Source organism: Kitasatospora sp. NPDC088779 (assembly GCF_040685395.1).
Classification (GTDB): domain Bacteria; phylum Actinomycetota; class Actinomycetes; order Streptomycetales; family Streptomycetaceae; genus Kitasatospora.
The window spans coordinates 1-12,378 of sequence record NZ_JBFBHW010000040.1; the positions used below are offsets into that span (position 1 = coordinate 1).

10 protein-coding genes are annotated in these 12,378 nt (G+C 75.0%); 2 read left to right on the top strand and 8 right to left on the bottom strand.

What is annotated here, in order from left to right; translation table 11 throughout:
• Nucleotides 1-466 (bottom strand): ATPase domain-containing protein (locus tag AB0P03_RS29655; protein WP_363631734.1); only part of this gene is annotated, 466 nt, incomplete at its 3' end.
• Between the two features lie 150 nt (nucleotides 467-616).
• Here AB0P03_RS29655 and AB0P03_RS29660 point away from each other — a divergent pair.
• Nucleotides 617-2,503 carry a hypothetical protein gene (locus AB0P03_RS29660; protein WP_363631736.1) on the top strand — a complete coding sequence of 629 codons (1,887 nt, stop codon included), beginning with the start codon at nucleotides 617-619 and terminating at the stop codon, nucleotides 2,501-2,503.
• 45 nt (nucleotides 2,504-2,548) lie between these two features.
• Here the strand turns inward: AB0P03_RS29660 and AB0P03_RS29665 are convergent, their stop codons facing one another.
• The 4 genes from AB0P03_RS29665 to AB0P03_RS29680 all read right to left on the bottom strand — a co-directional run bounded on the left by AB0P03_RS29665 (nucleotide 2,549) and on the right by AB0P03_RS29680 (nucleotide 8,324).
• A complete protein-coding gene (locus AB0P03_RS29665; protein WP_363582171.1) occupies nucleotides 2,549-3,883 on the bottom strand; it encodes a DUF1254 domain-containing protein in 1,335 nt (444 codons plus the stop codon).
• A gap of 83 nt (nucleotides 3,884-3,966) precedes the next feature.
• Nucleotides 3,967-5,316 (bottom strand): DUF1254 domain-containing protein, encoded by a 1,350-nt coding sequence (locus AB0P03_RS29670; protein ID WP_363631738.1) that lies wholly within the window; start codon nucleotides 5,314-5,316, stop codon nucleotides 3,967-3,969.
• A 264-nt stretch (nucleotides 5,317-5,580) separates the two neighbouring features.
• Nucleotides 5,581-6,630, bottom strand: coding sequence for a family 2 encapsulin nanocompartment cargo protein polyprenyl transferase (locus tag AB0P03_RS29675; protein ID WP_363631739.1), 1,050 nt, complete (start codon nucleotides 6,628-6,630; stop codon nucleotides 5,581-5,583).
• Nucleotides 6,631-6,902: 272 nt separating this feature from the next.
• Nucleotides 6,903-8,324, bottom strand: a complete 1,422-nt coding sequence (locus tag AB0P03_RS29680; protein WP_363631741.1) for a family 2B encapsulin nanocompartment shell protein — start codon at nucleotides 8,322-8,324, stop codon at nucleotides 6,903-6,905.
• Between the two features lie 378 nt (nucleotides 8,325-8,702).
• Between AB0P03_RS29680 and AB0P03_RS29685 the strand changes: the two genes are divergently transcribed.
• On the top strand, nucleotides 8,703-9,791 hold the full coding sequence (locus AB0P03_RS29685) for an ATP-grasp domain-containing protein (protein WP_363631743.1): 1,089 nt from the start codon (nucleotides 8,703-8,705) through the stop codon (nucleotides 9,789-9,791).
• An 83-nt stretch (nucleotides 9,792-9,874) separates the two neighbouring features.
• On the opposite strand, the gene AB0P03_RS29690 is transcribed toward AB0P03_RS29685, so the two are convergent.
• From AB0P03_RS29690 to AB0P03_RS29700, 3 genes are all read right to left on the bottom strand, one after another.
• Nucleotides 9,875-10,420 (bottom strand): methylated-DNA--[protein]-cysteine S-methyltransferase, encoded by a 546-nt coding sequence (locus AB0P03_RS29690; RefSeq protein WP_363631744.1) that lies wholly within the window; start codon nucleotides 10,418-10,420, stop codon nucleotides 9,875-9,877.
• 162 nt (nucleotides 10,421-10,582) lie between these two features.
• Nucleotides 10,583-10,816 carry a hypothetical protein gene (locus AB0P03_RS29695; protein WP_363582182.1) on the bottom strand — a complete coding sequence of 78 codons (234 nt, stop codon included), beginning with the start codon at nucleotides 10,814-10,816 and terminating at the stop codon, nucleotides 10,583-10,585.
• Between the two features lie 207 nt (nucleotides 10,817-11,023).
• A complete protein-coding gene (locus tag AB0P03_RS29700) occupies nucleotides 11,024-12,334 on the bottom strand; it encodes an MFS transporter (protein WP_363582184.1) in 1,311 nt (436 codons plus the stop codon).
• Nucleotides 12,335-12,378: the final 44 nt, after the last annotated feature.

The following is a 12,378-nucleotide window of genomic DNA, read 5'->3' on the forward strand; positions in this document are numbered from 1 at the left end:
GGGACGGGGGGGGGTGTGGGGGGGGCCGGGCGTGCGGTGTGCCCGGGGGGCGGCCCCGCGGCCCCTCCCGGGCGGGGGGCCGGGGGGGGGGTCCGGGGGGGGGGGGCGGGGGGGGGGCGGCCTGGCCCCCCACGTCCAGCAGCAGGGTGGACTTGCCGACGCCGGGCTCGCCGGCCAGCAGGACGACCGCGCCGGGGACCAGCCCGCCCCCGAGCACCCTGTCCAGTTCCGGCACGCCCGTCGAGCGGGCCGTCGCGACCTGGCCGTCCACCTGGCCGATCGGACGGGCCGGCGAGCTGACCGGGCCCGCGGCGGTCGTCCGGATCGGCACCGCGCCGTACTCCTCGACCGTGCCCCAGGCGTTGCACTCCGGGCAGCGGCCGACCCACTTGGGCAGCTGGTTGCCGCACTCGGTGCAGCGGTACGCCGGGCGCGGCTTGGCGGTGGTCTTGGTACGGGCAGCCATGCGGCCCACCGTAGCGCCTGGGTCCGACAACGCCTTGCTCCACCGGAGCCGGGCCCAAACCCACACAGATGGGCGATGTTGTTACCCGAAAGAAGTACATACACGGCGAACGGCCGGGGTGCGCCGCCCGCCGTCTCTACCGTCGGACGGGTGACAACGCGTACTGAAGGGCCGCCGGCCGCCGTGCTGGCGGCGTACGACCGGCAGGTGGACGGCCTGTTCACCTACTGCCTCTCGGTGCTGTGCGAGCACGACGCGGCCACCGGCGCCCTGCGCGAGGCCCGCGAACTGGCACGGCGGCACGGCGCCCGGCTGACCGAGCCCGGGCTGGTCCGGGCCTGGCTGTTCTCGCTGGCCCGGTACTGCTGCCTGCGGCGGCTCGCGGGCGGCGCCGGACGGGACGCCACGGCGGAGCCGACCGAGGCCGAGGCGGCCCGGCGGCGGCGCGAGCTGGCCTCGCTCGCCTGGCCGGAGGCGGCCGGCACCGACCCGGAGCAGCGCGAGGCGCTGGAGCTGTCCGTCCGGCACCGGCTGACCCCGCACGAGGTGGCGGCGGTGCTGGGCCTGCCGTTCGAGCGGACCCGCGCGCTGCTCGCCGCCGCCGAGGCGGAGGTGGCCAGGACCAGGGCGGCGTTGCTGGTGCTCGGGGTGGGCAGCTGCCCGGAACTGGACCGGCTCGGCGGGGCCGGGGCGGAGTCCTGGCGGGACTGGGTGCTCGGCCCGGCGCTGCGCCGGGAGCTGGTGCAGCACGTGGTGGACTGCCCGACCTGCCGGGGGACGGCGGGGCGGGTGGCCGGTGCGGCGACGGAGGGCGCGGCGGGGATGTCCGGGCTGCCGCTGCTGGCGGCTCCCGCCCCCGCTCCGGCGCCCCCGGGCGCCGGAGCGGCCCACCTGCCGTCGGTGATCGGCCACCTGCCGTCGGCGGTCGGTGCGGTGCGGCGGGCGGGGGCGGTGCCGGCGGCCGAGTCGGGGCTGCGGTTCGACCAGGGCGGCTTCCCCCGGCACCGGGCGCCGGACGCGGGCCGGGCACTGGCGGTGCGTCGGCGGGTGGTGACCACCGGGGTGCTCGCGGCCGTCCTGGCGGCGCCGGTGGTCGCCCTGTGGGCGGGGCACCGGAGCGGCGGGTCGGGGACGGCGTCCGCGGTGTCCACGGTGCGGGTCGAGGAGGCCGGGCGGACGGGCGGGCAGCAGCCGTCGAAGCCGTGGCCGACGGCGGGCGCACCGGCGGGCACGGGGCTGCCGGGGGTGCCGGGGATGGAGCTGGCGGGTGCGGGGGCGGTGGGTGCCGGGGTGATCGGTGCAGAAACGTTGCCCCTTGCCTTTCCACGGCTGACCCTCCAGGGCCCGGCGGTCCCGGTACCGGCCCGCGGGGCGACCCCGATCGGCAGTCCGGCCCTGGTCGCCGCCCCCGCCCCCGCCGTCGGACAGGCGCCGACCGGGGGCGGCCCGGGCGGAGCCGAACCGGCCCCGGTCGGACTCCTCACCGTCGAGGCCGCCGAGTACGGCAGCCGGACCATCCTCACCCTCACCGACTCCGGCACCACCGAGATCCACTGGCACGCCGTGACGGACGCCGCCTGGCTGCGGCTCAGCCGCGACTCCGGCACCCTCGCACCGGGCCAGCGGATCACCGTGACCGTCACCGTGGACGAGGACCTCGCGCCCACGGCGCACTGGACCGCCCGGATCGCGCTGCCGCCCTCGCAGGCGGTCGTCACCCTGGAGGGCGGACCGCACAACCGGGGCGGCTCGGCCTCCTCCCCCGCCGCACCGGAGGCGTCGGCGTCGGCCACGGCGGACCCGCAGCCGAGCAGTTCCCCGCAGCCGTCGGTGACGGCCACGGCGGCTCCGTCCCCGTCGGGGTCGCCGTCGGCCGGCGCTCCCTCGGCGTCGGCGTCGTCCTCGGCGTCGCCTTCGCCTTCGGCGTCGGCGTCGGCGTCGGCGTCGGCGTCGGCGTCGGCGTCGGCGTCGGCGCACCCGTCCTCGCCACCGCCCTCGGGCACCGCGACGGGCACCGCGACCCCGGCTCCGCACTGAGCGTCCGGTGTCCCCCTCGACGTCCGCGCCCAGCGGCGACGGCGGTCAGCTCCGGTCGATCGGCGGCACCCGGTAACTGCCGTCCAGCACGGCCGGCTTCGGCTGGTAGAGCCGGATGATCGGCCGGAACTCGCCGACCGGGGCGGGCAACCAGTTGGCCGCCTCCACCTCGTCCTCGGGCTGCTCGTGCTGGAGCGTCAGGGTGAGCGAGCCGTCCGCGCCGTACACCAGGCCCGGGGTGCGGTCGCCGATCGCGTAGCGCTCGATCGGGTTGTCCACCAGGTAGTAGTCCGGCAGCGCGTACATCGTGACGGACCAGAACGCCTCGGCGGGCGGTGGCTGGTCGAACCGCAGTGTGTAGCGGTGCGCACCGCTGAGCGGGCGGCCGCCGGAGTCGTCGTAGGTCATCGCGAACGAGGCCTCGTAGGCGTGGTTGCCCCAGAGGCCGGCCCGGGCGGCGGCGGCCCGGCTGAGGTAGCCGGCGCGGCGGTCGGGGATGCGCCACTCGGGGTCGTCGAGGGTGCCGGGGCCCAGGTGGTCGATGTTGTAGTCGAACAGGTGGAGAGCCGAGCGCCACTCGCCGGGCGGGTGGTCCTCGGGCGGGCGGGTGGCGTCCTCGACCCGTTCGCGGCCGGCGGCCAGGCCCTTGGCCAGCGCGAGGGTCCAGTCCGCGGCGGCCGCGCGGTACGGCGAGGTGCCCTCGTCGAGCAGGCCGAGCGGGGCGAAGCGCTGCTGGTACTCGACGTCAGGACCGGCCGGCGGGAAGGCCTGCATCCAGACCCGAAGCCGCTCGAAGAAGGCCAGCCGCTCGGGCACCTCCGGATCGGGCTCGGGCAGTCCGGCGACCAGCCCGCCGGGCTCCAGCGGCTCCAGGGTGAGGGCCTTCTGGAGGGCCTTGACCCGGGGGAGGTCGTCCGGCCCGGTGCAGGCGAAGCGGCCGACGACGGTCGCCACCCTGGTCGGCGCCTCGATCACCCGGGCCGGGTCGGACGGGGTGCCGTGCCAGCCGGGAGGGACGATCAGCCAGGTCTGCTCGCCGGTGCCGGTGGCTCGGCTGCCGACGTAGGCGACGTTGTCCGTCCACGCGCCGACGACCTGCAGCACGTAGTAGGCGCCCGCGGTGTCCGGGACGCGCAGCACCTGCGGGCCTTCGGAGAGGTCGAGCTGGGCGATCGAGTAGAGGGTGTCGTTGTTGACCGAGACGAAGTGGTCCTTGGGCCCGGCCAGCCGGGTGGCGTGGCTGAAGTGGTTGAACGACGCCGCCGGCAGGGTGCCCAGGCCGCCCCTGGAGAAGCGCTCGACCATGGTGAGGTCGGCGACGAGCGGGTAGCCGTAGACGTAGGCGTCGGCGGCCAGGGCCTCCAGCTCGGGGTGGTTCATCGGGGTGTCCTTCGTCCGGTCGGCGCGGTCGCTGCGGTGCGGATTTCTGCGGTGCGGATTTCTGCGCTTTTCTGCGCTGCGGGTCAGCTCGGATCGAGCGGCGGGAGGCGCCAACGGCCGTCGAGGACGGACCGGTCCGGGCCGTGGAGCCGGACGACGACCGTGAACGGGCCATCCGGGGCGGGCAGCCAGTTGGCGGATTGCTGGGCGTCGGCGGGCCGCTTGTGCCGGAGGTGGAGGGTGAGTCCGCCGTCCGGGTCGCGGACCAGGCCGGGGGTGCGGTCGCCGATCGCGTAGCGGTCCAGGGTGTTGTCGACCAGCAGGCGGTCCGGGAGCGCGTACATGGTGGCGGACCAGAAGTACCGGGCCGGCGGCAGGTCGTCCGGGCCGAAGCGGACGACGTAATCGCGGTCGCTGGCGTTCGGCGGCCGGTTGCCCGCGCTGTCCGCCGCCCAACCGCCGCACCAGGTCTCCTCGGTGGGCAGCCCGTAGCGGCCGAGCCTGGCGCCGAGGGCCTGTCGGAGGAAGTCCCCGCCGATCCGCTCACGGGTGCCGAAGAGCGCGGCCGGGCTGGTGGGTTCGGATTCGGCGGCGGCGCGCTCCAGCCGTGCGCGGCCGTCCGCGATGCCGCGCTCGATCTCGGCCCGGACCTCGATCGGCAGCGTGGCGGGCTCGAACTCGCCGCGCCCGTCGACGCCGAGGTCGGTGAGGCGGCCGCGCAGGTCGACCTCGGCGGGCGGCAGCTCGACGGGCCCGCGGAGCGGGAAGAAGCCGAGCAGGAAGTCGAGGAAGCTGAGGAACTCGACGGTGTCCAGCACCTCCTCGCGCCAGACCGGCCAGACCGGCTCCGACGCGGGGGCGGGCGCCGGGGTGCCGGCGTACTCGTGCAGCGGGCGCAGCCGGTACTGCTGCTGGACGGCCTTCAGGTCGGCGACGTCCGCGGGGGTGTCGCCGGTGAGGTGGGTTCGGCCGAGGATGCCGACCAGGCGGGTGGCGGTGCGGAGCACTCCCCGGACGCCGGGCGGGGGCTCGCCCTGCCAGTCGGGGCCGGCCACCAGGTAGTCGCCGGCCTCCTGGCCGGTGCTCCGGGCACCGACGAACCCGGCGTACACGGTGTCGAGTTCGTGCAGCGGGAGGACGTAGTAGCGGTCCGCGGCCGGGACGGACACCACCCACGGCTCGGCGCGCAGGTCGAGCCAGGCCCAGGAGTGCAGTGTGTCGTTGTCGGGGGAGGCGACGTCGGTGTCGGCCGGAGTGAACGGCTGCGAGCGGTGGCGGAAGACGCCGAAGCCGCCGACGTACCCCGGGTCCGCGTCGTCCAGTGCCTGTGCGTACAGGGTGCGGTAGTTCCGCAGGATCGGGTAGCCACGGATCCAGGCCTCGGCGGCGGTCGCGCGGATCGTGGCCGGGTCCACGAGTGCCGGGTTGGCCATGCTCGTCGCTCTCCCCAGTACACGGAAGGCCGGCGGCGCAGGCGCGCACCGGAATTCTGGACATACGAGTACATAGGGGATGCTATGCGGGGCGGGACGGGTCAGCATGTCGGGTGGCCCGACGCTTCCCGGGCGCCCGGCAGCCACCGGCCACCGGCGCTGAGGCTCCGGGCCCGGAGCGGGAAGTCGGGCCGGCCGACTTCCCGCTCCCGACGAGTCCGGTCAGCCGAGTCCGGTCGGACCAGCCCGGTCGGACGAGACCGGTCAGTGGCTGCGGCGGGTGACCAGTTCGGCCAGCACCAGCAGTTCGTCGGCCGCCGACGGCTCCGGGACGGCCGTGGCCAGCTGCGCCATCGCCGCCGCCATCCGCTCGCAGGACTCGCCCTGCGCCCAGCCGCGGCCGCCGGCGCCTTCGACGGACGCCGCGCACTGTGCCAACTCCTCAGGGCTGAGCTGGCGTTCGAGGGCGTACAGCCCGGCGAGCCGGGCCCCCTCGGGGGTGCCGGAGCCCAGCGCCGCGACCACCGGCAGCGACTTCTTCCGGGCGACCAGGTCCGCGCCCACCGGTTTGCCGGTCACCGCCGGATCGCCCCAGATGCCGATCAGGTCGTCGATCAGCTGGAACGCCAGGCCGATCTCCCGGCCGAAGCCGTCCATCGCCTGCACGGCCTCCTCCGACCCACCGCCGTACAGGGCGCCCATCGCGCAGGCGGCGCCGAGCAGGGCTCCGGTCTTGGCCTCCGCCATCGCCAGGCACTCGGCGAGCGAGACGTCGCTGCGCTGCTCGAAGGCGCAGTCGATCTGCTGGCCCTCGCACAGCTCGACCACGCAGTCGGTGAGCCGGCGGACCGAACTGCGGGCGGCCGGGTGGGCGTCCTCGGCGAGCAGGCGCAGTGCCAGCGAGTGCATGGCGTCCCCGGCCAGGATGGCCTCGGTGGTGCCGAACACCCGCCAGGCGGTGGGCCGGTGGCGGCGCGTCTCGTCCCGGTCGATGACGTCGTCGTGGAGCAGCGTGAAGTTGTGCACCAGCTCGACGGCGGCGGCCGCGGCGGTGGCCTCGGCGGCCGTGCCGCCGAGCGCCTGGGCGGCGGCGAGGACCATGGCGGGCCGGATCGCCTTGCCGGAGGGGGCCTCGACGGGCGAGCCGTCCGCCTCCCACCAGCCGAAGTGGTAGCCGGCGACCTTGCGCATCGCGCCGGGCAGTGAGTCGACGGCGGCCCGCAGGACCGGATCGACCAGGTTGCGGGCCCGGGCGAGGACGTCCGCCGCCTCGTTCCCCTCTTTGTGGTCCCGCTCCAGTGTGGAGCTCGTCATGGGTTTCTCCCCCTGTCGGCCTGCGGTGAGGCGGCCTGGTGTGAGGTGCCGGTCGTGGGTCGGCCGACCCGGTCGGCGGCCGGGCCAGTCGGCGGCCGGCCCGCTTTCCGGACGTGCCGCGGCGCACCGCCCGGCCGGGGTGTGGGTGCCCCGACCGGGCGGCGTGGAATTCCGACCGGCTCCGGTCGGTCGGTGCCCGGCCCCGGGGCCTGGGCGCGTGCCCGGATATCGCGCGCCCGGCCGGAATGACGGAGCCGCGCCCCGGACAGCGCCTAGCGCTGCGCGACGTCCACGTTCTCCAGGACGCCGACCGCGTCCGGGACGAGAATCGCGGCGGAGTAATAGGCGCTGACCAGGTAGGAAATGATGGCCTTGTCGTCGATTCCCATGAACCGCACCGAAAGGCTCGGCTGGTACTCGTCCGGAATTCCGGTCTGATGCAGGCCGACGACGCCCTGGTTGTCCTCGCCGACGCGCAGCGCCATGATCGAGCTGGTGTGCCCGCCGACGATCGGGATCTTGTTGCACGGGAAGACCGGCACCCCGCGCCAGGCCGTGACGTGCTTGCCCTCGACCTCGACCGTGCCGGGGACGAGGCCGCGCTTGTTGCACTCGCGGCCGAAGGCGGCGATGGCCTTGGGGTGGGCGAGGAACATCTTGGTGCCGCGTCGGCGGCTGAGCAGCTCGTCCATGTCGTCCGGGGTGGGCGGGCCGGAGTGGGTCTGGATCCGCTGGTCGTACGCGGCGTTCTCCAGCAGGCCGAACTCGGGGTTGTTGACGAGCTCGTGCTCCTGGCGCTCGCGCAGCGCCTCGATGGTCAGCCGGAGCTGGTGCTCGGTCTGGTTCATCGGCTGGTTGTAGAGGTCCGCGACGCGGGAGTGCACCTTGAGGATGGTCTGCGCGACGCTCAGCTCGTACTCGCGGGGCTTGAGCTCGTAGTCCACGAAGGCGCCGGGCAGCTCGTACTCGCCCCGGTGGCCGGCGGAGAGGTCGATCGCGGCCTCGCCGTGCTTGTTCTGCGCCTGCTGGAAGCCGTTCAGGTACTCGATGACCTGCAGTTGCAGGGCTTCGGAGCGGTCGTGGAGCTCCTGGAAGGCGGGCCAGGAGAGCGCCATCACGGTGCCGGAGGTGGCGGCCCGGACGGTGTACGGCCAGGTGCCCTCCTCCTGCTGGAGGGCCTCGTCGCCGAGGTGGTCGCCGTCGGCGAGGGTGCCGACCACCGTCTCCTCGCCGTACTTGCCGGTGCCGAGCCGTTCGAGCTTGCCGTGCGCGATGAGGAAGACCTCGTTGATCGTCGCACCGGCGGAGACCAGTACGTCGCCGGCGGCGAACTCCCGCTGGACGAAGCGCCCGGCCAGCTCCGTCAGGACGGCCTCGTCCTGGAAGCCGCGCAGCACCGGCACCTCGGCCAGCGTCGGCGGGACGATCCGCACCTCGGAGCCGGTCTTGACGAAGCTCACCCGACCGCGGCCGACCGAGTAGCGCAGGCGGCGGTTGACCCGGTAGGCACCGCCGGACACCTGCACCCAGGGCAGCGTCCTGAGCAGCCAGCGCGGGCTGATGCCCTGCATCTGCGGCGCGGACTTGGTGGTCGTGGCGAGGTTCCGCGCACCCGCCGTGCTCAGACTCTGCTGCTGCCGGATCTCAGGTTGCGCGCTGGGCGCGGGAACACCGGCATTGGTTTCGGTCGACATAGGGGGAGCCCTTCGCATGCCCGATGAAGTGTCGCCTTGCGCATTCATGTTGCAGCTTCATGGTGGGCCCATTCGGGTGCATGCCGCAATCACTCATTCGAGTGGTTCGGGATAACCGAACAAATAGTACGACTGGATCACTCGATCGATATCTGTTCGACAGATTATTCGAACTTATCGGGAATACCGCCTCCCATCTTCCCCCATCGACACCCCCTCCGTCGCCACCCCTTGACGCCCGCACACACGGCGCCCCTCCCGTCCGGGCCCGGGGAGCCGGCCGCTAAGGTGCCACCTCACAGGGCCGCCAGGCCAGTTGACGAGCACGGCCGACCACGAGCCCTGACCCTTCGTCACCCCATGCCCTGGGAGGCAGTCTTGACAGCCCCCGTCCGTGTCTGGCTCAACCGCACCTACGCCGAGAACGTCTTCTTCATCGAACAACTCCGCACCGCCCCTCGCCCGGTGGCGGTGCACGCGACCCACGCCGACCCCGACTCCCCGGTGCTCGCCGCCGCCGACCACGGCACCCTGGAACCCGCCGACCTGCCCGCCGACGCCTACGTCGGCTACGCGCTCGACTACTGCGCCCGGCACTCCATAACCGTCTTCCTCCCGCAGCTGCACCAGCTCGCCATCGCCCTCGCCCGGCCGGAGTTCGAGGCGATCGGCACCACCCTGCTCTGCCCGCCGGCCACCGCCATCGCCACCTACACCAGCAAGGCCGACGGCTACCGGGCGATCGCCGCCGCCGGACTGCCCACCCCGCCCTGGTGGCGGGTGCGCACCGCCGACGAACTGCTCGACGCCGTCGACCGGATCGAGGCCGCCGGGCACACCGCCTGCCTCAAACCCACCACCGGCGCGGGCGGCGCGGGCTTCCGGGTGCTCACCCGGGACCCGTACGGGCCGCGGCGGCTTCACGGCTGGGACCACCGGGTCCAGGTCGAGCAGGTGGCCGCCGCCCTGTCCGCCCGACCGGGCGCGGGGGACGAGGAGGACGAGCGGGACGAGCCCGTCGACCTGCTGGTGATGCCCTACCTGGACGGGCCGGAGGTCTCGGTGGACTGCCTCGCCGACCGGGCCGGCCACCCGCTCACCGTGGTCGGCCGCACCAAGGCGGGCCGCCGCCGCGGCTTCACCACCGATCCGCGGTACCTGGAGCCGGTCCGGCGCCTGGTCGGGGCGGGCCGGATGGCCTACCTGTCCAACATCCAGTTCCGCGAACTGGTCGGGCGACCGGTGGTGATCGACGTCAACACCCGGCCCGCCGCCGGGCTCCACCAGCTGCGGCTGTGCGGCCTCAATCTGCCCTGGGACGCCGTCCGGCTGGCGCTCGGCGAACGGCCGGAGCCCACCGGGGTGGATCCGGACGTGCACGGCGTCGAGTACACGCTGGTCTCCGGCATCCAGCCGGTGCTACAGCGCCGGGCGCCCGCCCCGGTCTCCCTCGTCCGACAGCGGTAGCCCGGACGCGACGGCGGGCGGCTCGTGCGGGGCTCACCCGCGACACGCGGCTCGGCGCGGCCGAACCGGCGGCAACCCCGGTGCTACAGCGGGCCGTTCCAGTCGAGCGTCGGCTCCAGCACGCCCTCCAGGGTGAGCAGCCAGCGCTTCACGTCGATCCCCACCCGGCCGCCGCCGAAGCCGCCGATCCCGTCCGCCGCCACCACCCGGTGGCAGGGCACCAGCAGGGCGACGGGATTGGCGGCCATCATCTGGCCGACCGTCCGCGCCGCCAGACCGGGCTCGGCCACGTCCTCGAACACCCCGCTGAGGGCCGCCAGTTCGCCGTAGGTGATGGTCCGGCCGTACGGCACCTCCCGCCAGAGCGTGCGCAGCACGGTGCGGTGCGGGCCGGAGCTCAGGCTCCAGTCGATCGGCAGGCCCAACTCACGGCTGCGGCCCGCCAGATAGGCGCCGATCCGGTCCCGGACGGCGGCGGTCTTCGACGCGTCGGTGCACGGCGGCAGTTCGCCTTCCCGCCCGCCGTACCCGGCCGCCGCCACGCCCAGCGGCGTCACGGCGATGTGCATCGGGCCGCTGGGCAGCGGCGTCTCCACGGTCAGCCAGGACATCGACCAGGACTGCGGCACGCTCGGGCCCCCACCCTCCGCCGGACCGGCCGCCGGCCACCCCGGCGCCCGCGGGGCGCACGACGTCCGCCCGCCCCGCACGCCATCGTACGGCGGGCGGGGCGGCGCGCCTCCGGCGTCGGCGGGCACCGGAACCGTCGGCTGCGGCGGGCACCGGGGCCGTCAGCGCCGCCCCTTCAGCTCGGCCGCGAGCGCCCGGGACCAGTGCGACAGCTCGGCGCGGTCCGGCGCCCGGCCCTCGCACAGCAGGGTGAGCTGCGCGTCGTTGATCCGGTTCGGCCCCGGGATCTCCAGCAGGTACGCCAGCTCCGCCAGTACGGTGGCGAGCCGATCGGCGTCCGTGCGGTCCAGGGTGGCCGCGGACTCGTGGTGGCTGATGGTGAGCGAACCGGGCATGGTCAAACCTCCTCCGTCCACCCCCACTCCCTCCACGGTACGACCGGTCCGGCCGCGGCGCCCGCCGCGGGCGGCGGGGGTGCGACGGCCGGACCTGGTCGCGCTCCGGAGCCGGCCGGGCGCGGTGGGCCGCACCGGGGCCGGGGGTGCGCCCCGGAGCCGTTCGGGGGTGGTCGGCGGATCCCGGGAAGGTCGGACCAGCGCGGGTCAGGGCGCGCCCTCCTGGTCGCCGTGACGCCCGTCCTCGCCGTACCGGCTCCCCTCCCACCGGCGGTTCCGAACCGCCGGAACCGCCAACACCACCGTACCGGCCGCAAGTTGCCAGACCGCACCGAGCAGCAGCACCTTGTCCACGCCGATCCGGTCCGCCGCCGGTCCGGCCGCCGCCAGCCCGAGCGGCCCCAGCACGAACGCGCCGAGCGCCCCGAAGGAGTTGACCCGGCCGAGCACCTCCGGCGGCACCCAGCTCTGCATCGTCGTGCTGAGCAGCGTCCCGCTGACCGCCGAGCCGACCCCCGCCACCAGCGCGCCGGCCACCACCCACGGCAGCGGCGCACCGGCCGCGAGCGCGGCGGAGGGCAGCGCCCAGGCCAGCGTGGCCACGGTGGCCACCGCGAGCGGCCGCTCGGGCCGGCGCCCGAGCATCACCAGCCCGCCCAGCACCGCGCCGACGCCGTACACCCCCATCACCAGACCCCAGGCCCGGGCACCGCCGAGGTCCCGCTGCGCGGTGAGCGGGCCGAGCACCAGGAACGGCGCCCAGACCAGCAGGTTGAACAGGCCCATCTGGACGGTGGTGATCCAGAACCACGGCCGGGAGGCGAACTCCGACCAGCCGGCCCGCAGTTCGGCGAGCATCGACTGCTCGCCTCCGGCCGCGTTCGCCGCCCGGTCGGGCAGCCGGAGCCTGGCCAGGGCGAACGCGCCGACGCCGTACGTCACCGCGTCGGCCAGCAGGACCACCGCCGGGCCCTGCGTCGCCGTCACCAGGCCGGCCGTCGCGGGCCCGGCCACCGTGGCCACCGAACGGGCCAGCCCCAGCAGGGTGTTCGCGTCGGCCAGGAGCTCCTTCCGGCGCACCAGGCCGGGCACGATCGCCCCGAGCGCCGGCAGGAACAGCCCCTCCCCGACCCCCCACACCGCCACCAGCGCGACCATCGCCCAGACCGGCGCCCGCCCGGCCGTCAGCAGCGCGGCGAACACCGCCTGGACGAGCCCGCGCAGGACGTCCGCGCCCAGCATCACCCGGCGGCTGCCGAACCGGTCCGCGATCACCCCGCCGGCCAGCAGCACCAGCACCACCGGCAGGATCCGGGCCGCCATCACCCACCCCAGGTCGGTTCCGCTGCCGCCGCCGTCGAGCACCGCGAAGGCCACCGCCACCGGCGCCATCGAGGAGCCGAGGAGGGAGGTCGAGTAGCCGACGAAGAACCACGCGAAATCGCGCTCGCCCAGCACGGCGAGCCGGTCTCCCAGCCGCCGGCGGCGGGCCGGGATCCGTTCCGCATCCACTGCCATGGGCGGCAGTCTGCCTCCGGACGGGAACGGCGTTCAAGGGTTTC

Bases quoted from the DNA above. Each gene is read 5' to 3' on its own strand.
- AB0P03_RS29675 (WP_363631739.1), bottom strand. From the start codon at position 6,630: ATGACGAGCTCCACACTGGAGCGGGACCACAAAGAGGGGAACGAGGCG.
- AB0P03_RS29695 (WP_363582182.1), bottom strand. From the start codon at position 10,816: ATGCCCGGTTCGCTCACCATCAGCCACCACGAGTCCGCGGCCACCCTG.
- AB0P03_RS29665 (WP_363582171.1), bottom strand. From the start codon at position 3,883: ATGAACCACCCCGAGCTGGAGGCCCTGGCCGCCGACGCCTACGTCTAC.
- AB0P03_RS29680 (WP_363631741.1), bottom strand. From the start codon at position 8,324: ATGTCGACCGAAACCAATGCCGGTGTTCCCGCGCCCAGCGCGCAACCT.
- AB0P03_RS29670 (WP_363631738.1), bottom strand. From the start codon at position 5,316: ATGGCCAACCCGGCACTCGTGGACCCGGCCACGATCCGCGCGACCGCC.
- AB0P03_RS29700 (WP_363582184.1), bottom strand. From the start codon at position 12,334: ATGGCAGTGGATGCGGAACGGATCCCGGCCCGCCGCCGGCGGCTGGGA.